Source organism: Vibrio sp. Isolate32, from assembly GCF_022397955.1.
GTDB lineage: Bacteria > Pseudomonadota > Gammaproteobacteria > Enterobacterales > Vibrionaceae > Vibrio.
In genome coordinates this window covers 12,008-38,365 of sequence record NZ_JAKEUQ010000003.1, presented here as the reverse complement: position 1 = coordinate 38,365, position 26,358 = coordinate 12,008, and the positions used below count along the sequence as shown (strand labels likewise).

Below are 26,358 nucleotides of genomic sequence, written 5' to 3'. Positions count from 1 at the left end.
GCAATTTAGCTCAACACCATAACTCTCACACAAGCCACATCGATGAGCCTTATGGAATTATAACTAGGACGTTATTTAACTAGGGGGATCTATGCCTCATTCCGCACACAAATCAGAACTGGACGATAAAAAACACAAGGTCAGCGATAAGGATTACGCTCGCACCATTCCTTGCAACCAAATCAGTATTTCCGCACCCTTTCATTGGTTGTCACTTGCTTTACATGACTTAGTGAGAATGCCGTTAATCAGTGTGTTTTACGGTTTGTGCTTTATGGCAGCGGCAATCGCCATTGTTCAACTTGTCCAATGGCAAGGAACACACTTGGTCGTGATGCCAAGCTTGATCGTGTATATGCTAATAGGACCGTTCCTTGCTCTGGGCTTGTATGATGCAGCTTGGGAAAGAGAAAAAGGGCACAACGCTAGCCTACTGCACTCGATGAAAGCCATCACACGGAACTCTACCCAACAATGGGCCTTTGCGATTGTGTTAATGGTCGCGATGATATTCTGGATGCGTATCGCGGCATTATTACACGCGCTCTACCCTTCAGTGCAAGGCGCACCATTGACTGAGTTCGCTCCCTTCTTAATCACGGGTTCTGTGATTGGTTTTGTTATCGCTAGCTTGATATTTAGTATCTCTGCTTTCTCTATCCCATTAATGATGGAACGACGCGTTGACGTGATGAGTGCAATCTTCACCAGCTTCAATGCGGTGAAATCAAATATCCCTGCGATGGTCGTATGGGCGAGCATTATCTGTGCCGGCATTTTGGTTGGCTTTGCCACCTACGGCATCGGTATGATCGCCACCATGCCTCTACTTGGCTACGGTACATGGCATGCTTATCACGAAATCATCAAGAAAAAACATCACGTCTAAGTAGTCGCCAGACTAACGAGCAATGTTATGATGAAACCTCAGCTAAAGTGCTGAGGTCTTTTTTTGGAGTTAACAACGTTTGTCTTACACCCCGCAACAGCACAGAGTAAATAAGAAACTGGCCGAATGCCTAGCTATCGCCAAACAGCATTTCTCTCGTGAATTTCCACACCCAACTATCACCTTCAAGTTAAGAGGCAAAGCGGCGGGAAAGGCCTACCTTCAGCTCAACGAAATTAAGCTCAACCACGTACTATTTTCTGAAAATGAAGACGCCTTCATCAACGAAGTTGTGCCGCATGAACTCGCCCACCTAATCACGCATCAGGTTTTCGGACGTGTTAGGCCTCACGGAAATGAGTGGAAATACGTGATGGAAAAAGTATTCAACGTGCCGGCCAGAACAACTCACAGCTTTGAAATCGCTTCAGTTCAAGGGAAAACCTTTGAATATCGATGTGAGTGCACCACTTACCCATTATCAATCAGACGACACAACAAAGTACTTCGAAATCAATCGACCTACCGCTGCCAGCTGTGCCAGCAAACCTTAGCTTTTACGGGCACTCAACTAAACTAATGACGGATTGATTGATTCTTTCACACAAATATTACAGATAGATCTATCATTTAAGTGCTAGACTGATATTTATCATACTTTTATCAGTCTTTTCCTATGAAAAAACTCACCCTACAGTCATTTGGGCTGTCTGTGTCTTTTTACTTATCGATAGTATTTGGCCTACTGGTAACTCAAAGTGTTTTAGCTACGCCACCGAGCTCGTTCTCTAAAGCAAAAAAAGAAGCCGTGAAGATTTACCTTGATCACCCAACGTCATTTTATTGTGGCTGTGACATAACATGGAAAGACAAAAAGAAAGGCATTCCAGACCTTGACGGCTGTGGCTATCAAGTGCGAAAGCAGCAAAAACGTGCCAGTCGAATTGAATGGGAGCACATCGTTCCCGCTTGGCAATTCGGCCACCAGCGTCAATGCTGGCAAGATGGCGGGCGTAAAAACTGTACCCGCAATGACAAGGTGTTCAAATCCATGGAGGCCGATCTTCACAACTTGACGCCGGCGATTGGTGAGGTTAATGGAGATCGCTCCAACTACAATTTCAGTCAGTGGAATGGTGTGGATGGAGTAAGTTATGGCCAGTGTGAAATGCAGGTCAACTTCAAGCAACGTAAAGTAATGCCGCCAGACAGAGCGAAAGGTTCTATCGCACGAACTTATCTGTACATGAGCCAAGAGTACGGTTTTAAGCTATCTAAACAGCAAACCAACCTGATGATGGCGTGGCATAAACAGTTCCCTGTCAACGAATGGGAATGTACTCGTGATGAGCGTATCTTTGCCATTCAAGGGAATCACAACCCATTTGTATATGAAAGCTGTAAGTAATAGCCAGTAAAATAAAAGGCCCTTGTTACACAGGGACACAATCACTTTTAATGATCTATTATTAACTTTAATTTTCTAAATCTTCTAGATAACGAGTATTGTCACTAAAACCAGTCATGGACTCAGACGAAATAATTGATCGTGATTCAGGATTCACATTCATTATTTTTTGACTTGAACACCAACCCTGCCCAACTCTCAACATTTCAGGGGCTGCAGGAAGAGAAGCGAGTTCAGTTCTAATCGTCAATTCTGACTTACCCAATATACCACTAGCAACAAACACGGCTCGATCTCGAACACCGTTATCAGATAAACGAGAACGTTGGCCCCACTGTACTTTCCAGTCGTTACATGAATAATCTTCTATTTGTGGGATACTAATAAAAGCGACATCAGACAAAGCGCGGTACTTTTTGTACATCATGTAAGCTTCAAAAAGCATAGCCACATCCTCAGCAGGACTTGAGTACGAATAAAATGCCGCTGCTTTATCGGCCTCAAATTCATACCCAGCAGCCTCTCCAGTGAGCAGCCTGATTTCGTTTGTCATGGAATCACCTCGAAAAGCGATTTTAGCTGCTTTATCCAGAAGATTCGAACTTAAAGGGTCTCTCTCAATAAGCTCATTGTTCAATTTTTTTAATGGGTGAATATAATTATCTATATATCCAGAGGAAGGAATTTGAGTAAGATCGTGCTCTTGTAAGAAATCATTCGCGTGCGCTAATTCATGAGAAAGAAGTCTAAATAATCCTGGGGCGATATGACTCGCATCTCTCGATTCATTCTGTAACGATGTGTAGGTATTTGAATAAGATACGTAGTTATTTGTCGTTTCATGGACGTATCGTTGAGCTTTATCAAATTGAAATTCTGTTTGAAAATCATTTCGATAATCTTCTTGCTTATGTATGGAATCCCACTCATTTTTACTACGCCACACATACTTAGGATCTATGTACATTGATGCTGTAGACGTTGTATAAAATGATGGACGGATATCATAGCTAATCACAATACTGTTCAATGGTTTGAAAAGGTTCAGTAAGTCTTGATCATTAATTTCTTCTAATGCTTCAATAAAACTATCAGCCATCCATTGGTGAGAAACCACCAATCGTTCCCGTACCTGCTCAATAGTCACGTTTACTTGGTTAAAACCAAGAGGCTTTATTAACGATAAATCACAAGAGTTGTTTGTTAAAAAAGCTCTTGCACATTCTTCAATATCCTTCGACATACTTGTGGTTTGGTAAGTCGAAACAGACGCTAAACTTGGCGTTCCGTTCACATTAGGTGACACGATACTAGCGGGAACATCGGAAGATGAATCCGATCCACCACCACAACCCGCCAAGAGCAAGCCACTGACTGCACACGTTAAAATAGAACGTCTTTTCATACAACACATAGATAAAGCCTTTATCAATCATACTTACATTTAATCGGTTGGATTATATTTATTGGCTTTATAAATCTCAAACTCTAAATCATAAGGATAAGATCTCTCGCCTATTTTTGTTCGCTACTTGTTTTTTCTTTACTTAGCATCCATGTTAGGCAGAGACAAAATACCCAAATGAACATATTTATAGGTTTACCAGCATGAGAATCCCTCGTATCCATCATCCAGAACGCATTCATCAGCTAGGTTCACTCGCTTTAGGCGAAGATGCCGCGGGTCATGTTGGTCGTGTCCTTCGCATGAAAGAAGGTCAAGAAGTTCTTCTTTTTGATGGCAGCGGTGCTGAATTTCCAGCGACAATCACTGAGGTATCAAAGAAGAATGTCACGGTTAATGTTACTGAGCGAATCGAGCGCAGCAGTGAATCTCCATTAGACTTACATCTGGGACAAGTGATTTCACGTGGCGACAAAATGGAGTTCACAATCCAGAAGTCGGTTGAGCTTGGTGTAAACACCATCACTCCTCTGATTTCAGAGCGCTGCGGCGTTAAACTTGATACTAAGCGCTTCGAGAAAAAACTCGCGCAGTGGCAGAAAATTGCTATCGCAGCATGTGAACAGTCTGGCCGTAACACGGTTCCAGTTATTCGCCCAATCATGCAACTTAAAGAGTGGTGCAGCGAACCAAGTGAAGCATTAAAGCTGAACCTGCACCCTCGCGCAAAATACTCTATTAATACCCTTCCAGAACCCATCAGTAAGGTACGTCTATTGATTGGCCCTGAAGGCGGACTGTCCGCTGAAGAAATCGGCATGACAGAACAATACAAATTTGAAGAGACGCTACTCGGCCCACGTGTACTTCGTACCGAAACAGCAGCTCTAACCGCAATTACTGCCTTACAAGTCCGTTTTGGCGATCTAGGCTAGGAGAAGAAAATGATCAAACTTGGCATCGTAATGGATCCCATTTCATCCATTAACATCAAAAAAGACTCTAGCTTTGCCATGATGCTTGAAGCTCAGCGTCGTGGGTACGAAATCCATTACATGGAAATGGATGATCTACACTTAGATCAAGGCGTAGCGATTGCTGATACAAAGGTTGTTGAACTAAAAGAAGATCCAAACGCTTGGTACGAGTTCAAGTCAGAACAGACGATCGCTCTAGCTGATTTAGATGCAGTGCTGATGCGTAAAGATCCTCCGTTTGATACAGAGTACATTTACGCGACTTACATTCTTGAGCGTGCAGAAGAGAACGGTGCACTCATCGTGAACAAACCACAAAGCCTACGTGACTGTAACGAAAAGCTATTCACAGCTTGGTTCCCTGAGCTAACGCCAACGACTATCGTGACTCGTAAAGCGGAGAAGATTAAAGAGTTCCGTGAGAAGCACGGTGACGTGATCCTTAAACCACTGGATGGCATGGGCGGCGCGTCTATCTTCCGCGTTAAGGAAGGCGATCCAAACGTATCAGTCATCATTGAAACACTGACCAACCACGGTCAAAACTACGCAATGGCACAAACCTTTGTTCCAGACATCAGCAATGGTGATAAGCGTATTCTTGTGGTTGACGGTGAACCAATGCCTTACTGTCTAGCGCGTATTCCTGCAAAAGGGGAAACTCGAGGTAACCTTGCTGCTGGCGGTACCGGTGAAGCTCGTCCGCTAAGTGAGACAGACTGGGCTATCGCAAGAGCGGTTGCTCCTGCACTAAAAGAGAAAGGCTTAATCTTTGTTGGGCTTGATGTTATCGGTGATAAGATGACTGAAATTAACGTGACTAGCCCTACTTGTATCCGTGAAATTGAAGCCGCTTTTGATATTTCAGTTACGGGGAAATTAATGGATGCAATTGAGCGTCGCGTTAACACTAAATAGCCTAAACTAAAGAAAGCCTTTGCGATTGCAAACACTGAAGTAATAGGCACAGAATAAATGAGCGGCTTTACACCGCTCTTTTCCCTTTACTGAGAATACACTGGCAGGAGGCTCTATGAATTTAACGAACCACTTTCTGGTTGCTATGCCCGGAATGAAAGACCCATACTTTCAAAACTCGGTGATCTACCTTTGTGAACACAACGACGAAGGCGCAATGGGCTTAATGATCAACGCTCCTATCGATGTCACTGTCGGCAGTATGCTTAAGCAAGTTGAGGTTGATTCTGAACAACCGAAATCCAATCAAGCAAGTCTTGATAAGCCAGTATTGAATGGTGGGCCAGTCGCAGAAGACCGCGGGTTTATTTTACATAAACCTAAAGGCAGCTATCAATCCAGCATCAGCATGACAGATCAAATCTCGGTGACAACCTCAAAAGATATCTTGATGGTGTTAGGTACCGAAGATGAGCCGGTACACTACTTGGTCGCACTTGGCTATGCTGGATGGGAACCGGGGCAACTGGAAATAGAACTGACCGAGAACTCATGGCTAACCGTTGAAGCGGATCCGAAGGTCATCTTCGATACACCGATTTCAGACCGCTGGAAAGTCGCCGTGCAGATGTTAGGCATTAATGCGGCTCAGCTCTCAGCAGAAGCTGGTCACGCCTAGCTCAAATCAGCAAATAAACTCTCAAACACAGATAAATTTGGAAGCTCCATGTCAAGAACAATTATGGCATTTGACTACGGTACGAAAAGTATCGGTAGTGCGATAGGACAAGAAATAACGGGCACAGCAAGCCCTCTGAAAGCTTTTAAAGCCAATGATGGCATCCCAAATTGGGACGACATCGAAAAGCAAATCAAGGAGTGGCAGCCGAATCTTATTGTGGTTGGCCTTCCCACAGACCTTCATGGTAAAGGTCTAGCAGCCATTACACCTAGAGCAAAGAAGTTTGCCAATCGCCTTAAAGGGCGTTTTGGTGTCGATGTTGAACTTCATGATGAAAGACTATCGACCACAGAAGCAAGAGCTGAACTATTCAAAATAGGTGGCTATAAAGCACTAAGCAAAGGCAATATCGATAACCAATCCGCCGTTGTTATCCTAGAAAGTTGGTTTGAAGCACAATATTCTTAGTAAAAACTCATCGATTAAAATTTGAGCCAACTTATGGCCCCACACGAACTTCACGCCGTAGTGCAAGAGCAATTCATAATAAGGGCGTGGGAGTTTATATGAAAATATTTCTAGCAATCTTCGCCGCTGCATGCAGTTCAACAGGTTATACTTGCGAACAATATCCGACTTAAATTAAACGAGAGAAAGAGTGTAGCTACTCGAACTACAACAATAGTAATTATAATCAATACCTTATACACTTATCAAAAACTCTTCTAGAGCTAACACTGATTATTTAAGTAGTTTACTGATCAGTTGAACGGTCCTGCAGATAGAAAACCTTATTAGACGTTTACTTCGAAAGATGGGAAATCGGAAATAGCTACGGAGAAATTAAGCATGACACGCTTGACAATCAGATTCTACTCAAGAGCCTGCCGGTGGAGAGTGTTGAGCAAGAGATATGGGGCACTCTAATTGCCTATAACCTAGTACTTTTGAGATTAGTCGGATAGCAAAAGAAACCAATGTATCACCACTTGGAATCAGTTTCACGATAGTACTTCGTGACATTCAAGATGAACGGGTGTGGTGTGCTATCGCTTCTACGGGTTCACTGCAAGTCATAAGAGAGCGCGTAAAGCGTTACATCTTACCAGAAAAACAAAAACGGCCCAAAGCTAGGACCGTTCGTATTAGTAAAACTCGCTATACTGTTCGTTATAAGCACATTATATGATAGGTGTTAAGCCCTTTGACTGGCTTTTTTATTATCCATTAAACTTTGGTATTCAAAGCTAAGGCTTAGCCTCGACCACCTTTAATCGCTTTAATAATTTCAGTGGTAGAGCAACCATCTTCAAAGTTAAGTACTTTAACTTCACCACCGGCTGCAATCACTTCCGCACCACCAGCGATCTCTTCAGGTTTGTAGTCACCACCTTTTACCAAAATGCTTGGTAGCACTTCAGAGATCAAACGTTGAGGTGTATCTTCAGAGAAAGGAACAACCCAATCAACCGAACCTAAACCTGCCAATACCGCCATACGGCGATCGGTAGGGTTCACAGGACGACCTGGACCTTTCAAACGCTTAACAGACTCGTCGGTATTAACCGCAACGATCAAACGATCTCCAAGTTCAGCTGCGTGATTCATGTATGAAACATGGCCAGCATGCAGAATATCAAAGCAGCCATTGGTCATCACGACCTTCTCGCCTTTCGCACGAGCACGTTTCACCGCTTCAACTAATGCGGCTTCTGAGATCACACCATAGTCTGTATCTTGGCTACCGTGAATTGCTTCCGCTAGCTCAATCGTAGACAGGGTTGATGTGCCAAGCTTACCCACTACCACACCTGCAGCAGCGTTTGCCAGTGCACACGCCTCGTCTAGTGGCTTGCCAGATGCAACGGAAGCCGCTAATACCGAAATAACTGTATCGCCAGCACCTGTCACGTCATACACTTCTTTCGCTTGGGTTGGTAGGTGGAATGGTGCCTTGCCTTTGCGTAGTAGTGTCATACCATGCTCACTACGGGTCACAAGTAGTGCATCGAAATCAAACTCTTCAATAAGTGCGAGCCCTTTTTCGATCATCTCTTCCTCATTTTTTACCTTACCAGCAACAAGCTCAAACTCCGCCATGTTTGGCGTAAGTAAAGTCGCACCACGGTAACGTTCAAAATCGGCACCTTTTGGATCGATGAATACAGGTACATTCGCTGCGCGTGCTTTCTGAATGAAAGCCTGTACGTGCTCCAATGCCCCTTTCGCGTAATCTGACAAGATAACCGAACGTACATTTGGCAGCGCTTGCTCCATACGAGATAGAACCAGATCAGGGTCGGTGTTTTCAAATTTGTCCTCAAAATCAAGACGAATTAACTGCTGACCGCGGCTCATCACACGCAGTTTCGTGATCGTTGGATAGTCTTCTAACTCAACAAAATCACACTTAACCTTTAGTGCACCTAGGGTGTTTTTTAGCACCTCAGCAGGTTCATCCTTTCCAGTCAAACCAACGATATGAGCATGACCACCAAGCGAAGCAATATTCATTGCAACGTTAGCAGCACCGCCAGGACGCTCCTCGTTATTTTCTACTTTTACCACGGGCACAGGTGCTTCTGGTGAAATACGGCCAGTCGGACCATACCAGTAACGGTCAAGCATGACATCACCGACAACAAGAACGCCTGATTGGCTGTAGTCAGGTAGAATTGGTTTCATTATGGATCTCCAAAAATCGAATCTGGCTAAAGTCTAGCACACTGATTACAGTGGCTAAACCATAGAAAAATGAGTAAAGCCTATCTCGATAGGCACTGTGATAGCTAAGCGAAAGGAAAGTTACGCTTCCATCCACTGCTTCCATGCTTGAACCACACGTTCTCTTTCCATTTCGAACTTATCAATCGCCACATCCGCATCTAGGTTGAGGAGATTACGGTGATGTATTTCATCACGTAGCGTAGTGTACGCGTGAGTCAATGCCATGCCTTGTTGCTCGTCCATAATCCCTTGTGATAACAAGCTCTCAAAGATTCTGACATTATCACACCAACGTGTCAGTTTTGGCTTCTCGTGGCTGTAGCGTAACACCAAGTATTGCGCCAAAAACTCAACATCAGTAATGCCACCAGCATCCTGTTTAAGCATGAATCGATCGGCTTTTTTGCCGCCAAGGTGATCTCGCATTTTTTCTCGCATATCAACGACAGCTTTCTTCAACGTTGCTTCATCACGCATCAGACACAACACCTCATGACGTGTTTTATTGAATGCGGAAGCCAATTGTTCATCACCGTAGATCATACGAGCTCGAGTCAGTGCTTGGTGCTCCCATGTCCATGCATCGTTATGTTGATACTCATCAAAGGCATCGGTTGGGCTAACTAACAGACCCGAAGCACCCGATGGACGCAAGCGAGTATCGACTTCATACAAGATCCCCGATGCGGTTCTGGTCGAGAAAATATGAATAATACGCTGCGCCAACCTTAGATAAAATTGGCGTCCATCAATCTCCTTCTTACCATCAGTATAGATGTGTACTGGACAGTCGTGCATAAACACAATATCGAGGTCTGAGTTGTAACCAAGCTCCCAGCCCCCTACCTTACCGTAGCCGACAACCGCAAAGCCGCGACCTTCACGGTCTTTAAGGTGAGTAGGCTCACCAAACTTAGCCGCCACCTGTAACCAAGCTTGGTTAACGCCAGCTTCAACAATCGCTTCAGCTAAGTAAGTTAGGTGATCACTCACCTTCATAACTGGCAGCACACCTGCTATATCAGCCGCAGCAATTCTCAGGATACAAGTCTGCTTAAACTGACGCAGGCCTTCCATCTGCTGCTCCATGTCGTCTTCAGGAATACGAGCAAGGTAATCACGTAACTCTGTCTTGTAAGACTCGAGCGGCACTGGGTTATAGAGCTGTTGAGGGTCGATAAGTTCATCTAATAGAATTGGGTAACGTCCAAGCTGTTCTGAGATCATTGGGCTCGCAGTACACAAACGAACAAGTTGAGTCAACGCGGCAGGGTGTTCATCGAGTAACTCAAGATAAGTGGTACGCGTGACAATTTTATGCAGTAGATGAAGTACGCGCGATAAGCCAAATTCAGCGTCTTTAGCGGTATATAAGGCCTGAAAGACTTTCGGCATCAGTCGATTGAGAACTTCACGTCCACGCGGGCCAAGAGTTTTCTTAGCGATATCCGCTTTAAATTGAATGATGGTTTTCGCCGCTTCTGGCGGGTTGGCGATAGCAATATCATGCTGCAATACATGCTCGATAACATCCGGCTTATGGGCCATATCCCACAACTCGCTAAAGTGACTCGCGATTGGGTTAGCGTCCTCTTCATCAATCCCAATCAGCTCTTCGAACACGTTATGTACGTTTGCCATATGGGCACGAGTTGCAGTAATCAAACTCTCCCAATCACTGAATTGCATGGCAACGGCAAGCTGAAGTTGTTCTAACTCACCATCCGGTAATGTCTGGGTTTGCTTGTCAGCCATCGCCTGTAACACGTTCTCTAGACGACGTAAAAATAGGTAAGCATCGCGCAAGTCAGCTACTTCTTGGGGTTCTAGCAGATGCAGAGAGTCAATGGCGGTTAAGGTCTCCAAAAGCCCTCGCCCACGTAGGCTAGGCTCACGACCACCACGAATCAGTTGAAAGACTTGTGCAATGAACTCAACTTCACGAATACCGCCTGAGCCGAGTTTGATGTTATTGGATAAACCACGGCGACGCACTTCACTGCTGATCATCGATTTCATACGGCGCAGAGATTGAATCGCACTGAAATCGATATAACGACGGAATACAAACGGGCGTAGCATCTTGCGCAGCTCTTGATATTCTGGGTACATTTCACTACCCATAACACGCGCCTTGACCATGGCGTAGCGTTCCCAGTCTCGTCCTTGCTCTTGGTAGTAATCTTCCAGTGCAGCGTAGCTCATTACCAAGGGGCCACTCTCACCAAACGGACGTAGGCGCATGTCGACTCGATAGCAGAACCCATCAAAGGTTTGTTGATCGAGCGCCTTGATAATACGTTGCCCTAAGCGAGTAAAGAACTGTGCATTGGCAATACTGCGTCTTGCACCTTGGGTCTCACCATTTTCAGGGTAAGTAAAAATAAGGTCGATATCAGAAGAAAAATTGAGCTCACCTCCACCAAGCTTGCCCATACCAATGATAAGCATCGGTTGTGCTTCACCCTGTTCATTACAAGGTGTGCCCCACTCTTTACAACAAATGTCGTACTGCCATTGATAAGTCTCGAAGATCATCGCTTCAGCCAACATAGAGAGATGACTTAAGCTCTGTTCAAGCTCCCAAAAGCCCATAAAGTCACGCCATGCAATATAGGTCATTTCTCGGTTGCGGAATTGACGCAGCACTCGTTGGCCGCTCATTTCGTCAGTGCAATCAAAAAGCAGTTCAGCCAATCGTCCACGATACCCCTCAGCACGCTCCTCACATTCCAACATATCCGGTAGAGTCATCGATAAGGTCGTATCACGTTGTAAGCAATCACCAATGAAGCAGCTTAATCCTAAGACATGTTTAAGGTCTTCAATTAGCAGCTCCGGCCAAGCATTAATGGCTTCACTTTGGTGCTCTAATAATTGCTCAAAAGCTGACTGCGAATGAGTGACGAGTTGAGAAGGCAATGGCATGTTTCTTCCTTGTATAAGCTGCGCGCGAACAATCAATTTGTTGGGTCAGTTTTTCAATAACGAGTTTTTATAGCTAAAGATAAGTTATACCAAAGTTATGCCAATAAAAAACGCCCACATTAGTAATGTGGGCGTTTTATCGGTTAACTTATCGAGTTAGGCCTTTCTCTCTAGAAAACAGGCATTAATAACAGGGATTGAGAAATTAAGGCTATACCTTAAACTGCTTGATCTTACCGTCGAGCTCTTGCGCGTTGCTTTCCATAAGCTGAGAGGTTTCTAGAAGCTCACCAACCACCACAACCGAAGCTTCAACAAGCTCGCGAACATTGGTCAGGTTAACACTCATCTCTTCCGCAACGCTGCTCTGCTGGCCTGCTGCCGTCGCAATTTGGAAGTTCATATCATTGATTTGGTTCACTTGGCTCACGATGCCATCAAGCTCAGAGCCGGCATTGGTTACAAGATCTACGCCTTCAGCCGCTTCAACAACACTCTTTTCCATCAGCTCTACCGCAGAGTTAGCACTGCTTTGTAGATGGCTGATCATGTCTTGAATCTCGACAGTTGCTTGCTGAGTACGCTGTGCAAGGTTACGAACCTCATCAGCAACGACAGCAAAACCACGACCGGCTTCACCTGCACGCGCTGCTTCAATCGCTGCGTTTAATGCCAATAAGTTGGTTTGCTCTGAAATACCTTGGATTGTACCGACAACGCTACCGATTGAATCAACGCGCTCTTCAACTTGGTTTACGGCTGCCGCAGATGCTGCGATATCTGAAGAGAGTTCACTCATTTTAGATACAGAGCCCTGAACGAACTTCTGACCCGTCAAGGCTTGGCCTGATGCTTGTTCAGTAAGAGAAGAAGCGCTTTGTGCATGTTCAGCAACTGTTTGAACGGTAGAGGTCATTTCACTCATTGCCGTTGCCAGTTGGTCAATCTCGTTAAACTCTTCTTGAGCAGACTCTTTGGTCTCTGACATGCTGATGGTCATCACTTCTGTTAGAGAAAATAGCTCATCAGAAGAAGCCAGTTGCGCCTTCACCATATCATGCAGCTGAACTCGTGTTTTTTCTAGCTCACGTGCTACATCGCCGTATTCATCTTTACAGTCCATGTGAATCGGCACAGATAGATTCTTGTCGGCCATCGTTTTGATAGCATCACTGAGGTATTGAGTTTGACGCAACATCACACGAGCCGCCGCCAATAGAAGAACCACAAACACAATGATCATCAAGCCTGTCTGCCAAGCCACTTGAACTAGGTAAGTCTCGTAATGCTGCTGTGCAACCTGCGCATTATTCGTTGCAGCGAGCAATGAATCATAAAACGTGCTCGCGTCCCATAGCTGTTTAGAAATGAGCAAGATGGTACTGAACACCATTAGCATGATCATTTTCGGAACGAGACGAACGTCAGAGATTACCCTTTCCCACGGCTTGAATGACAGTTTAGTCATTGTCAGTTCTCCATTAACTCTTATATATTGATGGCTTCTATACCCGCGAGATGGCTGATTTAGTCAGGTTCGCGATTTATTTTGAGCCTCGTATGAATGTTAAATAGTATCAAAGACACACCTAAGCCGATGAACTTATTATCACTGATTCTCTCTTTCTTAGCGTTATTTGTGATCTCTGGCTTGTTGTTTGCGCCTATCGATAAAGAATCGAAACAAGTTCTTATCGGCCTCGACTTTATAATCTGTAGTATTTTTCTTTTTCAGCTCATCATTGATCTATTCAGATCACAAAATAAGAAAGAATACCTCAAAGTACACTGGATCGACTTCTTAGCAAGTATCCCGATGATCGAACCTCTTCGTTTCGCCCGTATTTTTCAAATTCTGCGAGTCATCTTAGTTCTGCGTTCGAGCAAACGTATTTTCAGAGAGTTGTTTCGCAATAGGAAAGAGACCACTTTCGCTTCCATCATTCTGCTTTTGGTGATCTTACTGACGATCGGTGCTGGCACGATTCTACTATTGGAACACAAAGATCCTAATGCCAATATCACGACCGGACATGATGCATTATGGTGGGCTTTCGTGACCATCAGTACCGTTGGCTATGGTGACCATTATCCAGTAACCACTTCTGGTCAGTTGATCGCATCGATTGTGATCATCTGTGGGGTTGGGGTGTTTGGTATGATCTCAGGCTTAATCACCTCGCTAATTACCGAGCCTACCGACCTTCAAAATCAACAGTTAGAAAACAAAGAACGTAAGCTGGATAAGATTCTAGAAAAGCAACAACAGATACTAGAGCGGCTCGAGTCGCTTGAACGACAAACCAAAAAATAGGGCCAAGGCCCTATTTAAAAATGGATGTTAGTCTAGAGACTAGTCCTGCCAGTACGGCTCAACTTCAACACTGATTTGACGAGTCTGCTCCATCGCATGCAGAATCGAAACTTCTTGGCGAGCAAGCCAACGCTCTAGCTGATCTTTCTCATCACCTTCTAACTTATCAGTAAGTGGCTGTAAGGTTCGCAGCATCAACAAATCGTCAATACCTTGCACCATATCGGCCCATGGCAAGCGGAAGCTATTTCGTTCAGCGTCATCATACAAACTCGCGAAACCAACGCCAGAATATAGGTTTCGCATCAAACGGTATTGCTGCTCAATATACGCTTGACTTGTCATCACTCGCTCTGGCGGGAAAGCTTCCATTAAGTCTGCCCATGTACGATCAAGTTGCTGCACAGAAAACCATTCGATACCACGACCCATTTGCTCACGCGCTTTATCGTCCAAGAATGGCTGCCAACCTCGGGTAAGGATCCAACGGCTTAAATCAAGCAGAAGACCTGTGTAGCGAGCTGAGCTCAATAGCGTCAGTAACTCTTCACGATCAGGCAATTGCTCTTGCATCTCTTTTAGCTCAACCACTAAGAACTTACGAGCATCAAGCTTACGCAGAACGTGGCCTTTATCTTCTAGCAAATCCTCAAAGTGGTCATAGCTTTTTAGCCAATCCAACTCTTGTTCTAACCATTTCAACTCTTGGCGCAAAATCGCGCTAGCGCGTCTTGGTACAATGCCACCGTATATGGTGAAAGTCTGGCGGATAAAGCTCAGTGAATGGCTGATCTCATGAAGGGCTTCAATCGATTGGCGCTCGGTGAAGATTTGCTCGTGGTAGTGCCAATGAGCTAGAGCATGCTCTAAAGATTGAATGAAACACGATTCAACGGTATCACTTTTGTCAGTATCAACTAAGGTCAAAGGAGTGACTTCATCTCCTTGATAACCTTGAGCAAGGCGGTAACCCTTAGCAGCTTTACTTAGGTTACCCAAACGCATGCCACCTTGATCACAGAATTGACGAGATAGGGTAAAAAGAGCATCCGTTTGACCTGATTTAAGTTCGAGTTCAACCTCGCAAATAGGTTCTTGCAGTTCACCTGATTCAACGAAGCCCTGGTCGAATGCGACCTCGACTTGGCTACCGTCAGGCATGCCAATCAGCCACTGCTCTCGTGTGAAGTTAGTAGAGAAGAGTGGAGTAAGCTCGGCTTCCAGTGTTTCGATATCTTTACCTTCAGGCCAGATATCTTCTGGATGCAAGGCAAGCTTGGGTTGGTTGCTGTCGTGTTCTGCATTGTATTCAGGCCTTTGGTGTAAACCTGCAACAACGCGACCAGCTGTCTTTACCGTTTGTACAAATACGTCATCAAAGCGTCGAATGCGCAAGCCGGTATCGTGCTTGCGTAGCCAGTTATCAGGGGTGTCAAAGTAGATGTTACCTAGCTCACGACAACTGTGCTGAAGTACTTTAGTTTCAGCAATTTTATTGCATAAAGTCTCTGAAAAATCAGGAGAAACAAAAAACTTCAGTTCTATCTCGGTTTCCATAGTTATACCTTTCTGTGAAGATAGGGACAGGATATTGCCAATTTTCAAAGTCGGCAAGTCAGAAATATCGCCCTTATGATGATCTAAAACAGTTTTAATGAGAGATTGATTAGGTTAACATGCGCGACTTTGTAGCCATCGCTTAACATTTCACCATGAATATGGTGTATGTTGTTTTAAGGTTATTATTTATTAGGTTGGATGACCATGCCAGTAAATACAATTATGGGGTTATTTGCAAAGTCCCCAATTAAACCTTTGCAGCGTCACGTAGTATGCGTGAACGAATGTTGTTCTCACCTAGTTAATTTCTTTGAAGTTTCTTCAAAGGGTGACTGGGAAAAAGCAGCTGAAATTCGAGCTCAGATTTCTCACCTTGAGAAAGAAGCTGACGTACTAAAACGTGAAATTCGCCTTAAACTTCCTCGTGGTTTGTTTATGCCTGTTGATCGCACCGACATGTTGGAGCTATTAACTCAGCAAGACAAACTAGCAAACCTAGCGAAAGACATTGCTGGCCGTGTATATGGTCGTCAACTTGTCATTCCTGCTCCAATGCAAGAAAACTTCATCGCTTACGTTAAACGTTGTCTAGATGCAGCGAACCAAGCACAAAACGTAATCAATGAACTAGACGAATTACTTGAGACTGGCTTTAAGGGCCGTGAAGTAACACTCGTTGCTGAAATGATTCATCAATTAGATGTAATTGAAGATGACACGGACGCGATGCAGATCGAACTGCGCCAACAACTAATGGCGATTGAAGGCGATCTGAATCCAGTTGATATCATGTTCTTATACAAAATTCTTGAATGGGTTGGTGGTATTGCAGATCAAGCACAGCGTGTAGGCGCTCGTCTTGAAGTAATGCTTTCTCGATCTTAAATCATACGCTAACTATATAACGAAGAGCATTTTTTAACCAAACCACTTATGCGCTGAGTATTTCTCTCGCTGAGCGGTTTTTTGCGTCTAAATTTGTTCCGCTTGTTATCAAACAACTAGGTATTACGATGGATATCCTTGCTAACTACGGCACTGTCCTGATTATTGTTGCAGCAGCTTTCGGTTTCTTGATGGCTATTGGTATTGGTGCAAATGACGTTGCGAACGCAATGGGCACCTCAGTAGGCTCTAAAGCTCTAACCGTTAAACAAGCGATCATTATCGCAATGATCTTTGAATTCGCAGGTGCTTACCTTGCGGGCGGCGAAGTAACAGACACGATCCGTAAAGGTGTTATCGAAACGTCTCTATTCGCTCATCAACCAGATGTACTTGTTTACGGCATGATGTCAGCACTTCTTGCTGCTGGTACATGGCTACTTCTAGCTTCTTACATGGGCTGGCCTGTTTCTACGACTCACTCAATCATCGGTGCAATCATCGGTTTTGCTTGTATTTCTGTAGGTACTGAAGCGGTAGACTGGAACAGTGTTCAAGGTATTGTGGGTAGTTGGATTATCACACCCGTTATTTCCGGCTTCTTCGCTTACGTGATATTTGTAAGTGCTCAACGACTGATTTTTGATACAGAGAACCCGCTATTCAACGCGAAGCGCTTTGTACCGGTATACATGTTCATCACAACGATGGTGATTGCACTTGTCACAATCAAGAAAGGCCTTAAGCACGTTGGTCTTCACCTAAGCAACATTGAAGCATGGGTTTGGGCTGCTGGCGTTTCTGCGCTTGTTATGATCGGCGGTTACCTATACATCCAGAAGAAATTTGCTAACCGCGAAGAAGACCACGGCTTTGCCGGTGTTGAAGGCATCTTCTCTGTACTAATGGTTATCACAGCTTGTGCGATGGCATTTGCACACGGTTCAAACGACGTTGCGAACGCGATTGGTCCACTGTCTGCTGTTGTATCAACCGTTGAGCACATGGGTGAAATCACAGGTAAGAGTACTATCGCATGGTGGATTCTTCCTCTAGGTGGTTTTGGTATCGTTGTTGGTCTTGCAACAATGGGTCATAAAGTAATGGCAACTGTTGGTACTGGTATTACAGAATTAACACCAAGCCGTGGCTTTGCTGCACAACTTGCAACTGCATGTACTGTTGTACTAGCTTCAGGTACTGGCCTTCCAATCTCTACGACACAAACACTAGTTGGTGCAGTATTAGGTGTTGGTTTTGCTCGTGGTATCGCAGCACTAAACTTGGGCGTTGTACGTAATATTGTGGCTTCTTGGATTGTGACACTGCCTGCAGGTGCCCTACTTGCTGTTGTGTTCTTCTACGGAATTCAAGCTGCGTTTACTATGTAATCGCGACTGCGTTAATGAATACTAGCGTCAGAATAGTGTGAGCTTCAGTAACGATATGTAAATGCCATGTCATTATTGACTCAAACGCACAGAAAGGGAGGCTTTGCCTCCCTTCTTTGTTGCACCGCATAAAGAAACTAAATATTATTTGCTCATTGAGGCTGACTCATCCGCCTACCCAACTTGAATCGTTAAGGGATTTACTGTGAAAAAACTGATTAGCTTAGTTTTGTTCGCAATGCTTGCGGCTCCAGCTGCCTTTGCACAAGACCGTTATATTGCTGACAAACTATTTACTTATATGCATTCTGGCCCAAACAACACCTTCCGTATTATCGGCAGTGTTGACGCTGGTGAGAAGGTTACCTACCTGCAAGCAAACAAGAGCACGGGTTACACACAAATCCAAGACAACCGTGGCCGTAAAGGTTGGGTTGAAAGCAAGTTTGTAAGTACTAAAGAGAGTATGGCTCTGCGTATGCCTAAGCTTGAGAAAGAACTGACAGAAGTGAAAACTAAGCTGGCTAACGCACGTCAAACTGCAGACAGTGAAAAAGCAGGCCTAGCAAGTTCTCTAGATTCTCGTAATAAGCAGATTGCTGAACTAGAACAGAACTACAGCGAAATTAGCCAACAGCTAACAAGCTCTCAAACAGAAAACCGTGAACTACGCGCTAAGCTAGACACGCAGAAAGATGACCTACTATTGAAGTACTTCATGTACGGTGGTGGTGTTGCTGGTATTGGTCTACTTCTTGGCCTTGTTCTACCACACATTATTCCTCGTCGCAGAAAGTCACCAAACGGCTGGGCATAAGCCTATCGTTTGACTGTTTTGCATTACGCAAAGTAAATTCAATATCGAATATCCAAAAGGAGCACCTAGGTGCTCCTTTTTATTTATCTATCCGTTGTATCAAAGCTGTTGTGGCTATATTTTTAGGTTAACCTTTCCACTCATACAACGCAGGAATCTCAATCTTCTGCTGGTTAAACTCAACAACCACAGATTGCGGCTTGATCTCTAGCAGTTGAACATCGTTGCCGATCCAATCGCCCTGTGACACCTCTTGCCCATTCACTTTGACCCAACGCTTGTTCTCACTGCTTGAATACATATGGGTTTGTAAATCGAGCTTAGGTAATACGCCAGACAAACTGTTAACGTGATTTTCGAGCTCGATCACTTGAGGGTCCATCTGACTTGCTGGTCGCGAATCCATTGGCTCAGGCGCACGTGGCTGCTCATCCATAATCGCTTCTAGCTTCAATGCCAAATCAGGCGGTAACTCGGTCAAATCCAAGCCTTGTAGCAGGTCGCTATCTGATTGCTGATAATTGCTTTCATCGTTCACATCAGGTCCAACTTCAGGCTCAGCTAATGACAGCTCTGAATCATCGACCGTTCGCGCAGTGCTCTCGGCAGTGACTACCGGCACGGTAACGCCAGCAGAAAAGTTAGTGCTATCAGAATTAACCAGAGCATAAACCTCTTGGCGAGGTAACGATTTTAGCGTCTTTCTTGTCGGCGCAGGGCGCACCACAAACAGAGGCTCATCTTCGACTTCTTCTTCGACATTCAAATCAGCCGTTTCGATATCCTTGGCTTGAACAGGCTGGGTCTCTGATTCTGAACTCGAACTAATAGCAGCTTGGTTAGCCGTTTGCTGTTGATAGTAAGATTGATACACCAAGGCACCACCTACCAACAGAGAAGGCACAAGTAAAACAAGCAACCCCATAGCCAACGACGAACCGCGTTTGTTGCTGATACCCTTTGCTGAACTCGGCACTTGATGGTTTTGGTAGCCCTTGAAGCTAGATTTGTCTGAGGACTGATTCAACTCATGCATAATGCGTGACATTAGCTCGCTCCTCCGCTTAATGACATTAACTTAGGAGAATCAAGCTGAGCTAATCTTTGTAGCCTCGCTAAAGTTCGTTGACCAGCAATACCGTCGACCGACATGCCCTGCCAAGTTTGAAATGCTTCGACTTTCATTTTTAATTCGTAATCAAATACATCACTACCAGATACAACCTCTCCAAGAACCTCAGAAAGCAACAAATCAAGCAAAGCGACAGCTTCACCCTGATAACCCTCTTTCAGTGTTTCTCGCAACGGCTGTTTCCAAATCGCGACATAATCACCATGCCAGACCTGCTCAAGAGACTGCTTCGGCATGACTACCAGTTTTTCGTTTACCAGTAATTCGACAGCATCTTGTGATGCGCCATAAAGCACCGCAAACACAGGTTCTTGCTCTACATCTAAGTTCAATACCACAGGAACGCCTAACTCTAGAAGGTCATCTAAACTTGCTTGTTGTTGTTCACATACAAAAACACTTTGTGGCTCACTCAAGCATAAACCGTCACGCAGGGAGGATTGGTACCCCCAAAGCGTATATAAATCCTTAATAGCCAGCGAGCGGTTAGTCCCTTGCATCAAGTGTTGCTGAATATGTGCCGGTAGTGCGAACCTGTCTATCTCAGACTCAGCAACCACCTTAGGTGTATCCGCGACTAACGAACGCTGCATCTTTACTGAGCTTAATGTTTGGGCTTCATTCGAAGGTTGGATTGTTAGCCATGAATCAATGTAGGTTGGAGCGAAGTGAAAGGTCGCCATAGCTAGCGCAACACTCAAGGTAGTAGCACTCGCATATTGAACTAGCTTTGGTAGCGCGTTCGCTACTCGAGGTTTTTCAACATGGTAAACCTTGGCTTGAAACGCCATGATCTGCTGACACGCTTTGTTGACCGTGTCATTGCTCGGTGTTTGCTCTCCGTCATGAAACGCTAGCTGAAGCGCCTTATCACACACCAAGTTAATCAACCGTGGAATACCATGTGTATATTGGGCGATCAGCTTAACGGAACGATTCGAAAACAGCATCTGCTCGCCACCCGCTGTCTCTAGACGAAACGCGATGTACTTGCCGGTCTCTTGAATATTGAGAGGCAACAAATGGTAACGCCCTGTAATACGCTGAGCTAATTGACGCAGTTGGGTGGTCTGCAAATGCTGTTGTAATTCAGGTTGGCCAACCAGTAATACTTTTAATAACTTGCGACTGTCGGTTTCCAAATTCGTCAAGAGGCGTAGCTGTTCCAACACATCGGCAGCTAAGTGTTGAGCTTCATCTATCACCAATAAGGTTTGAATACCTTCAGCATGGCTATCCAGTAAGAAATAGTGAATCGCCTGACTCAGCTGCTTGAGTGATGCCTGTTGTGGATAGTCGATCTCGAACTCATCACAGATAGCTTCAAGCAAATCAGTGTTGGAAAACGTAGGGTTGAGTATAAGGCCAGCTTGAGTGTGGCTATCAAGAGAGGACAACATCGCCTTAGCGACCGTTGTTTTACCTGTTCCCACCTCACCAGTAAGCATTGCAAAGCCCCCACCCTCACCTAAACCGGCTTGTAGGTTCTGCATCGCCTCTTGGTGGCGCTGACTCAAAAACAAGTAGCGAGAATTTGGTACAATCGAAAATGGCATCTCAACGAAGCCAAAATATTCCTTATACATGTGCTGCCCTATAATTACGATTAATGGAAAGTACCATTGCTTGCCGTAAAGTCCAGCAGTGATAAAACATTTCGAGGTGATAAGTTGCAAATATACGATAGCCTACCAAAAGAGAATGGGCTACAGCGCTATCTAGTCGGTGGAGCGGTGCGCGATAAACTACTCAATATTGATAGTTATGATAAAGATTGGGTGGTGGTCGGCAGTACCCCCCAAGAGATGGAAAGCCTTGGCTTCACTGCAGTGGGTAAAGACTTCCCAGTATTCTTGCACCCAAAAACCAAGGAAGAACACGCACTGGCTCGCACTGAGAGAAAATCAGGCTCTGGTTACACAGGCTTCGAATGTTACTTCGCGCCAGATGTTAGCCTGGAAGAAGACCTCATGCGTCGAGATCTAACGATCAACGCCATCGCTCAAGATGATGCAGGCAACCTTCACGATCCTTACCACGGCCAGCAAGATCTCTCCGATCGTATTCTTAGACATGTGTCCGATGCCTTTGTCGAAGATCCACTTCGAGTGCTGCGAGTGGCACGCTTCGCTGCCAAGCTTCACCATCTTGGCTTTACCGTCGCCCCTGAAACTATGTTGATGATGAGTGAGGTCGTTGAATCTGGTGAACTCGCCCATCTTACTGCAGAACGAGTATGGCAAGAGTGGCAAAAATCACTCAGCACGCCACATCCAGAAGTGTTCCTTTCGGTGTTGAGAGAGTGCGGAGCATTAGGGGTTGTTTTGCCAGAGATTGACGCTCTATTTGGTGTTCCTCAACCGAAAAAGTGGCACCCTGAGATCGACACGGGTATCCATACTCTGATGGTTGCTCAGCAAGCAGCGCTATTAAGCCCATCGCTACCCGTACGCTTTGCTGCTCAAGTGCATGACTTAGGTAAAGGAGTTACACCTGAAAGTGAGTGGCCAAGCCACAAAATGCACTGCCACACAGGTGTTAAGATCATCAAAAAGCTATGTGAACGAGTCAGAGTACCTAATGAGTTCAGAGATCTTGCGCTGTTAGTGTGCGAGCAGCATTCTAATATCCATCGTGCAGGTGAGCTAAAGCCAACCACCTTTCTCAAAGTTCTCAACAAGTTCGATGTTTGGCGCAAACCAGAGAGGCTCAACGACATTCTACTTTGCTGCCAAGCTGATCACGCTGGTCGCAAAGGATTAGAAGATCAGCCATATCCTCAAAAAGCGCGTTTTGAAGTCGCTTACCAAGCGGCACTTCAAGTCGAAGTGAAAGCAATCATTGCTGATGGTTTTAAAGGCAAAGACATTCGAGAAGAGCAAGAAAAACGCAGAGCTGCCGCGATTGAGAGCGCCTTAGCAGAACTCGCGACTAGTTAATTGTTACCCGCACTAACTAAAACACATAAAAAACCCGCGACTAAGCGGGTTTTTCGTTTCAACCTGTCGTGTGCTAGATAAGCACTTTCTACTGCATCATTAAGAAGGCAAACAGGCCACAACCTAAAATCAGGCGGTAGATAACGAATGGTGTCATACCCATACGAGAGATCAGCTTCAAGAAGAAGTGAATGCAGATGTAAGCACTGATGAAAGACACCGCAACGCCCGTTAGCAGTGTGCCAACGTGGATTGGATCGCCACTGGTCACAAGCTTAAGGCCTAAGTAACCACCAGCTAAAGTGATGATTGGGATAGACATTAGGAAAGAGAATCGAGCTGCCGCTTCACGAGTAAAGCCAAGGTAAAGTGCTGCTGTAATCGTAGCGCCTGAGCGAGAAGTACCAGGAATAATTGCCATAGCTTGAGCAAGACCAATAAACAACGCTTTTTTCCAGCCCGCTTGGTACTCATCATCACGTAGGCTTGAGTTCTTATCCACCCACCACAACAACAAACCAAAGACGATGGTCGTTGTCGCAATTACCCATGCACTGCGCAGGTAAAGTTCAACAATGTCCTTCATCATCAGGCCAAAGATACATGCCGGAATCGTCGCAAGGATGATCATCCACGCCAATTTCGCTTCTTTGCTGCGGTCGCCCTTAAACACTGAGCCGAAGAATGCGCTCAACAACGAAATCACTTCTTTACGAAAATAGATCACGACTGCGGCCAAAGTACCGACATGGACCGCGACATCAAAAGCCAAACCCTGATCTTCCCAGCCTAAAACCGCTGATGGAAGGATCAAGTGTGCCGAACTGGAAATAGGTAAAAACTCAGTAAAGCCTTGCACCAACGCCAATATAAACGCTTCAAAATAACTCATTACTTACCTTTAAAATTATAGTGTTATATCTACGACAGAGAGCGAGTCTAGTTGCTGCATCTTCTGCCATATTTCACTGACGGTTCTTCCGTCTTGCGGGATCACTCTCGCAGGACAAAGATCATAAAGTGGTTGTGTTACAAAAGGATATTTATAGATATCACTGCGTGGTAACTCTGGAGCAGACTCAGATATCTCATCGCCAAACAGTACAATATCAAGATCCAAATTTCGATCCTGAAGCTTGTGTGCATCTTGCGCACGCCCCCATTTGTACTCAATTTTACGAAGTTCTTGTGAAAATTCAGTCAATGAAAGTGGCGTGTCGAGCTCTATCACAAAGTTATAAAATGGATGGCTATCAAAACCGACAGGCTCACAGTGATAGATTTTAGAGCATTTAAGGTTAGTCCCTAACGATTGAAGCTCTGTCCATGCCACCTTTGCATGCTTGTCGCGGTCTATGTTCGTGCCAACACCAACATAGGCGATGGTCATGCTTGACCTCGTTCGATGATCACACCCACCGCTTTTGCTTGAGGAACCGCACCAGGCTTCGCTAGGTGGATTTTTACCCAAGGAACAGAGAACTGAGTCATAATGAGCTCTGCGACTTCTTCAGCAACACGTTCTACTAGTAGAAAACGGCCATTCGCAATGTGATCGAGTACTGCAGTGCTTACTTTCGAATAATCCAAAGCATCAACCACATCATCACTCTTGCCTGCTGGGCGGTTGTCATGAGCCATTTCAATATCAAGCACCAGTTTCTGTTTGATCTCTTGTTCCCAATCGTAAACACCGATCGTTGTAATTACTTCTAGCTGCTCAATGAAAACTTTATCCAGTGCCATGACTTGTCCTTTTAGAGGTCGGATACCCAAATTTGGGAAAAAAACGTATTATTTGCGTAATTCGAGATATGATATCAATTACTCTTGGATTGAGCATTATTTTCCCATCGTTAGGCATATAACCGTTAAAGGACAGACATGACCCCATCGGCACTTATCATGATCATTGCTGCCTATTTGCTAGGTTCAATCTCTAGTGCGGTGTTGATATGCCGAGTCTTAAGGCTTCCAGATCCTAGAACGGTGGGCTCCAACAACCCAGGTGCGACCAATGTATTACGTGTCGGTGGCAAAGGTGCCGCTGCAGCAGTATTACTTTGTGACATGTTAAAAGGCACCATTCCAGTCTGGCTTGGTTACTTTCTCGGTATCGACTCAATTATCTTAGGTATCGTTGCGATTGCAGCTTGTCTTGGTCATATGTATCCGATCTTCTTCCACTTTAAGGGAGGTAAAGGCGTCGCAACAGCACTTGGCGCTATCGCTCCAATTGGATTCGACCTAACCGGTATGATCATGGTAACTTGGCTAGTGGTAGCGCTTTTATTTCGATACTCCTCTCTGGCTGCATTAGTGACCGTGCTGCTTGCCCCCTTCTATGCTTGGTTAGTCAAACCGCAATACACCCTGCCCGTGGCGATGCTATGTTGCTTGATCGTACTGCGTCATCACCAAAACATCCGCCGCCTACTGGACGGCAGTGAACCAAAACTCGGACAAAAAAAATCGGCTTAACCTTACATTTAAAGTTAAACCGATAGTTTTAAGAGGCAAGAAACCTATAGCAGGTGCTTACCTAAAAACTCTTTCAACATAGTGTTTACAAACTCTGGCTGCTCTAACGAGCTAATGTGTCCCGCGCCAGGGATCACCACTAATTCACTACCCGAAATACAATCATGCATCAGGTAAGATTCAAGTACCGGGCGTGGTTTATCTTCCTGGCCAACAGCAACCAATACAGGTAACGCAAAGTTCTCTATCGTTTCAATCATGTCGCGACGTCCAAACACCATACGACCAATTCGAGCTACTTGTTCTGCTTGCTCGCCCTGTAATGCCGATAACTGCTGTGTAAAGCCTTCGACCAAAGCTGGCGTGTTAGTTTGTGCATCATTAGCAAAGAACAGTGGCACAACCGCTTCTACTATCGGTTGAGGAACCATCTTAGTTTGAGAAATCGTATCTAGCATGCTGAAGTATTTGGCGTGTACGACTTCTGGCTCTAAGCCGACGAAAGTGTCCATCAGTACCAAAGATTTGATACGTGCCGGTGCTAGCTCCGCAAGCTCAGTGCCCCACATACCACCAACCGATAAACCCACCACAGAAAACTCTTCGATGTTTAAATTGTCAAGCAGTGCCAGAACATGTTGAGCGTAGTCTTTTAAATTACACATAGCACTCGGTGCCGCTTGAGACTCACCATGAGACCATAGCTCAGGCACAATACAACGGTACTGAGATTTTAACGCTTCAACCTGTGGCTTCCACATCGCACGATCCCAAAGATAGCTGTGTCCTAGTACAACAACTGGGCCCTCGCCTTCGTCTAGGTACGCCATCGATTGATTATCTATAGTGAACTTGTTCATCTTCTTCCCTAATCTCTATCAGCAATTGTTTATCGACATATAGTC

The 26,358-nt window shown here is 45.0% G+C and carries 24 protein-coding genes; 13 read left to right on the top strand and 11 right to left on the bottom strand.

Annotation, left to right across the window (positions count from 1 at the left end; genetic code table 11):
* Positions 1-91 precede the first annotated feature (91 nt).
* From L1D11_RS02760 to L1D11_RS02750, 3 genes are all read left to right on the top strand, one after another.
* Positions 92-889: a DUF2189 domain-containing protein gene (locus L1D11_RS02760; RefSeq protein WP_239832575.1), complete on the top strand. Its 798-nt coding sequence runs from the start codon at positions 92-94 to the stop codon at positions 887-889.
* A gap of 79 nt (positions 890-968) precedes the next feature.
* A complete protein-coding gene (locus L1D11_RS02755; protein WP_239832574.1) occupies positions 969-1,469 on the top strand; it encodes a SprT family zinc-dependent metalloprotease in 501 nt (166 codons plus the stop codon).
* A 96-nt stretch (positions 1,470-1,565) separates the two neighbouring features.
* Positions 1,566-2,297 carry an endonuclease gene (locus tag L1D11_RS02750; protein ID WP_239832573.1) on the top strand — a complete coding sequence of 244 codons (732 nt, stop codon included), beginning with the start codon at positions 1,566-1,568 and terminating at the stop codon, positions 2,295-2,297.
* Between the two features lie 67 nt (positions 2,298-2,364).
* On the opposite strand, the gene L1D11_RS02745 is transcribed toward L1D11_RS02750, so the two are convergent.
* A complete protein-coding gene (locus L1D11_RS02745; protein WP_239832572.1) occupies positions 2,365-3,702 on the bottom strand; it encodes a hypothetical protein in 1,338 nt (445 codons plus the stop codon).
* 203 nt (positions 3,703-3,905) lie between these two features.
* Between L1D11_RS02745 and rsmE the strand changes: the two genes are divergently transcribed.
* The 4 genes from rsmE to ruvX all read left to right on the top strand — a co-directional run bounded on the left by rsmE (position 3,906) and on the right by ruvX (position 6,747).
* Positions 3,906-4,637, top strand: coding sequence for a 16S rRNA (uracil(1498)-N(3))-methyltransferase (gene rsmE / locus L1D11_RS02740; RefSeq protein ID WP_239832571.1), 732 nt, complete (start codon positions 3,906-3,908; stop codon positions 4,635-4,637).
* Between the two features lie 9 nt (positions 4,638-4,646).
* Entirely contained in the window at positions 4,647-5,597 is a 951-nt protein-coding gene (gshB, locus tag L1D11_RS02735) for a glutathione synthase (RefSeq protein ID WP_239832570.1), read from the top strand.
* Between the two features lie 115 nt (positions 5,598-5,712).
* Positions 5,713-6,276, top strand: coding sequence for a YqgE/AlgH family protein (locus L1D11_RS02730; protein WP_239832567.1), 564 nt, complete (start codon positions 5,713-5,715; stop codon positions 6,274-6,276).
* A gap of 48 nt (positions 6,277-6,324) precedes the next feature.
* Complete coding sequence (ruvX, locus tag L1D11_RS02725; protein ID WP_239832565.1) at positions 6,325-6,747, top strand: Holliday junction resolvase RuvX; 423 nt, start codon at positions 6,325-6,327, stop codon at positions 6,745-6,747.
* A gap of 786 nt (positions 6,748-7,533) precedes the next feature.
* Here ruvX and hldE read toward each other — a convergent pair.
* From hldE to L1D11_RS02710, 3 genes are all read right to left on the bottom strand, one after another.
* On the bottom strand, positions 7,534-8,964 hold the full coding sequence (gene hldE / locus L1D11_RS02720) for a bifunctional D-glycero-beta-D-manno-heptose-7-phosphate kinase/D-glycero-beta-D-manno-heptose 1-phosphate adenylyltransferase HldE (protein ID WP_239832564.1): 1,431 nt from the start codon (positions 8,962-8,964) through the stop codon (positions 7,534-7,536).
* A 120-nt stretch (positions 8,965-9,084) separates the two neighbouring features.
* A complete protein-coding gene (gene glnE / locus L1D11_RS02715) occupies positions 9,085-11,934 on the bottom strand; it encodes a bifunctional [glutamate--ammonia ligase]-adenylyl-L-tyrosine phosphorylase/[glutamate--ammonia-ligase] adenylyltransferase (RefSeq protein WP_239832563.1) in 2,850 nt (949 codons plus the stop codon).
* 211 nt (positions 11,935-12,145) lie between these two features.
* Positions 12,146-13,402 carry a methyl-accepting chemotaxis protein gene (locus L1D11_RS02710; protein WP_239832562.1) on the bottom strand — a complete coding sequence of 419 codons (1,257 nt, stop codon included), beginning with the start codon at positions 13,400-13,402 and terminating at the stop codon, positions 12,146-12,148.
* A gap of 96 nt (positions 13,403-13,498) precedes the next feature.
* Here L1D11_RS02710 and L1D11_RS02705 point away from each other — a divergent pair, with 96 nt between their 5' ends.
* Positions 13,499-14,248, top strand: a complete 750-nt coding sequence (locus L1D11_RS02705; RefSeq protein WP_239832561.1) for a potassium channel family protein — start codon at positions 13,499-13,501, stop codon at positions 14,246-14,248.
* 39 nt (positions 14,249-14,287) lie between these two features.
* On the opposite strand, the gene L1D11_RS02700 is transcribed toward L1D11_RS02705, so the two are convergent.
* On the bottom strand, positions 14,288-15,805 hold the full coding sequence (locus tag L1D11_RS02700) for an inorganic triphosphatase (protein WP_239832559.1): 1,518 nt from the start codon (positions 15,803-15,805) through the stop codon (positions 14,288-14,290).
* Positions 15,806-16,012: 207 nt separating this feature from the next.
* Between L1D11_RS02700 and L1D11_RS02695 the strand changes: the two genes are divergently transcribed.
* The 3 genes from L1D11_RS02695 to L1D11_RS02685 all read left to right on the top strand — a co-directional run bounded on the left by L1D11_RS02695 (position 16,013) and on the right by L1D11_RS02685 (position 18,901).
* Positions 16,013-16,693, top strand: coding sequence for a TIGR00153 family protein (locus tag L1D11_RS02695; RefSeq protein WP_239832557.1), 681 nt, complete (start codon positions 16,013-16,015; stop codon positions 16,691-16,693).
* A gap of 128 nt (positions 16,694-16,821) precedes the next feature.
* Positions 16,822-18,084 (top strand): inorganic phosphate transporter, encoded by a 1,263-nt coding sequence (locus L1D11_RS02690; protein WP_239832555.1) that lies wholly within the window; start codon positions 16,822-16,824, stop codon positions 18,082-18,084.
* Positions 18,085-18,289: 205 nt separating this feature from the next.
* Complete coding sequence (locus tag L1D11_RS02685) at positions 18,290-18,901, top strand: TIGR04211 family SH3 domain-containing protein (protein ID WP_239832553.1); 612 nt, start codon at positions 18,290-18,292, stop codon at positions 18,899-18,901.
* Positions 18,902-19,028: 127 nt separating this feature from the next.
* Here L1D11_RS02685 and L1D11_RS02680 read toward each other — a convergent pair whose 3' ends face one another.
* Together L1D11_RS02680 and L1D11_RS02675 are read right to left on the bottom strand one after the other, a co-directional pair.
* On the bottom strand, positions 19,029-19,949 hold the full coding sequence (locus L1D11_RS02680) for a general secretion pathway protein GspB (RefSeq protein WP_239832552.1): 921 nt from the start codon (positions 19,947-19,949) through the stop codon (positions 19,029-19,031).
* The gene (locus L1D11_RS02675) at positions 19,949-21,619 is read right to left on the bottom strand and encodes an ExeA family protein (protein ID WP_239832551.1); all 1,671 of its coding nucleotides are present in this window, start codon (positions 21,617-21,619) and stop codon (positions 19,949-19,951) included. The genes L1D11_RS02680 and L1D11_RS02675 overlap by 1 nt, the downstream gene beginning before the upstream one ends.
* Before the next feature lie 36 nt (positions 21,620-21,655).
* Between L1D11_RS02675 and L1D11_RS02670 the strand changes: the two genes are divergently transcribed.
* Positions 21,656-22,972, top strand: coding sequence for a multifunctional CCA addition/repair protein (locus L1D11_RS02670; RefSeq protein WP_239832550.1), 1,317 nt, complete (start codon positions 21,656-21,658; stop codon positions 22,970-22,972).
* Positions 22,973-23,060: 88 nt separating this feature from the next.
* On the opposite strand, the gene L1D11_RS02665 is transcribed toward L1D11_RS02670, so the two are convergent.
* The 3 genes from L1D11_RS02665 to folB are packed head-to-tail and all read right to left on the bottom strand — an operon-like array spanning position 23,061 to position 24,718.
* Complete coding sequence (locus L1D11_RS02665; RefSeq protein WP_239832548.1) at positions 23,061-23,864, bottom strand: undecaprenyl-diphosphate phosphatase; 804 nt, start codon at positions 23,862-23,864, stop codon at positions 23,061-23,063.
* 15 nt (positions 23,865-23,879) lie between these two features.
* Entirely contained in the window at positions 23,880-24,362 is a 483-nt protein-coding gene (gene folK, locus L1D11_RS02660) for a 2-amino-4-hydroxy-6-hydroxymethyldihydropteridine diphosphokinase (protein WP_239832546.1), read from the bottom strand.
* Positions 24,359-24,718, bottom strand: a complete 360-nt coding sequence (gene folB / locus L1D11_RS02655) for a dihydroneopterin aldolase (protein WP_102425838.1) — start codon at positions 24,716-24,718, stop codon at positions 24,359-24,361. Before folB ends, folK begins: the two co-directional genes overlap by 4 nt.
* A 138-nt stretch (positions 24,719-24,856) precedes the next feature.
* On the opposite strand from folB, the gene plsY reads away from it, so the two are divergent.
* Positions 24,857-25,453: a glycerol-3-phosphate 1-O-acyltransferase PlsY gene (plsY, locus tag L1D11_RS02650; protein WP_239832545.1), complete on the top strand. Its 597-nt coding sequence runs from the start codon at positions 24,857-24,859 to the stop codon at positions 25,451-25,453.
* 44 nt (positions 25,454-25,497) lie between these two features.
* Here the strand turns inward: plsY and L1D11_RS02645 are convergent, their stop codons facing one another.
* Positions 25,498-26,313 (bottom strand): alpha/beta hydrolase, encoded by an 816-nt coding sequence (locus L1D11_RS02645; protein WP_239832544.1) that lies wholly within the window; start codon positions 26,311-26,313, stop codon positions 25,498-25,500.
* Positions 26,314-26,358 lie beyond the last annotated feature (45 nt).

What these genes read in the sequence shown, in the direction of transcription:
- L1D11_RS02730 (WP_239832567.1), top strand. Translation starts at nt 5,713, where the DNA reads ATGAATTTAACGAACCACTTTCTGGTTGCTATGCCCGGAATGAAAGAC.
- folK (WP_239832546.1), bottom strand. Translation starts at nt 24,362, where the DNA reads ATGACCATCGCCTATGTTGGTGTTGGCACGAACATAGACCGCGACAAG.
- L1D11_RS02695 (WP_239832557.1), top strand. Translation starts at nt 16,013, where the DNA reads ATGCCAGTAAATACAATTATGGGGTTATTTGCAAAGTCCCCAATTAAA.
- L1D11_RS02760 (WP_239832575.1), top strand. Translation starts at nt 92, where the DNA reads ATGCCTCATTCCGCACACAAATCAGAACTGGACGATAAAAAACACAAG.
- folB (WP_102425838.1), bottom strand. Translation starts at nt 24,718, where the DNA reads ATGGCACTGGATAAAGTTTTCATTGAGCAGCTAGAAGTAATTACAACG.
- glnE (WP_239832563.1), bottom strand. Translation starts at nt 11,934, where the DNA reads ATGCCATTGCCTTCTCAACTCGTCACTCATTCGCAGTCAGCTTTTGAG.
- rsmE (WP_239832571.1), top strand. Translation starts at nt 3,906, where the DNA reads ATGAGAATCCCTCGTATCCATCATCCAGAACGCATTCATCAGCTAGGT.
- L1D11_RS02665 (WP_239832548.1), bottom strand. Translation starts at nt 23,864, where the DNA reads ATGAGTTATTTTGAAGCGTTTATATTGGCGTTGGTGCAAGGCTTTACT.
- L1D11_RS02645 (WP_239832544.1), bottom strand. Translation starts at nt 26,313, where the DNA reads ATGAACAAGTTCACTATAGATAATCAATCGATGGCGTACCTAGACGAA.
- L1D11_RS02700 (WP_239832559.1), bottom strand. Translation starts at nt 15,805, where the DNA reads ATGGAAACCGAGATAGAACTGAAGTTTTTTGTTTCTCCTGATTTTTCA.
- L1D11_RS02675 (WP_239832551.1), bottom strand. Translation starts at nt 21,619, where the DNA reads ATGTATAAGGAATATTTTGGCTTCGTTGAGATGCCATTTTCGATTGTA.
- L1D11_RS02690 (WP_239832555.1), top strand. Translation starts at nt 16,822, where the DNA reads ATGGATATCCTTGCTAACTACGGCACTGTCCTGATTATTGTTGCAGCA.
- gshB (WP_239832570.1), top strand. Translation starts at nt 4,647, where the DNA reads ATGATCAAACTTGGCATCGTAATGGATCCCATTTCATCCATTAACATC.
- L1D11_RS02705 (WP_239832561.1), top strand. Translation starts at nt 13,499, where the DNA reads ATGTTAAATAGTATCAAAGACACACCTAAGCCGATGAACTTATTATCA.
- plsY (WP_239832545.1), top strand. Translation starts at nt 24,857, where the DNA reads ATGACCCCATCGGCACTTATCATGATCATTGCTGCCTATTTGCTAGGT.
- L1D11_RS02745 (WP_239832572.1), bottom strand. Translation starts at nt 3,702, where the DNA reads ATGAAAAGACGTTCTATTTTAACGTGTGCAGTCAGTGGCTTGCTCTTG.
- ruvX (WP_239832565.1), top strand. Translation starts at nt 6,325, where the DNA reads ATGTCAAGAACAATTATGGCATTTGACTACGGTACGAAAAGTATCGGT.
- L1D11_RS02680 (WP_239832552.1), bottom strand. Translation starts at nt 19,949, where the DNA reads ATGTCACGCATTATGCATGAGTTGAATCAGTCCTCAGACAAATCTAGC.
- hldE (WP_239832564.1), bottom strand. Translation starts at nt 8,964, where the DNA reads ATGAAACCAATTCTACCTGACTACAGCCAATCAGGCGTTCTTGTTGTC.
- L1D11_RS02750 (WP_239832573.1), top strand. Translation starts at nt 1,566, where the DNA reads ATGAAAAAACTCACCCTACAGTCATTTGGGCTGTCTGTGTCTTTTTAC.
- L1D11_RS02710 (WP_239832562.1), bottom strand. Translation starts at nt 13,402, where the DNA reads ATGACTAAACTGTCATTCAAGCCGTGGGAAAGGGTAATCTCTGACGTT.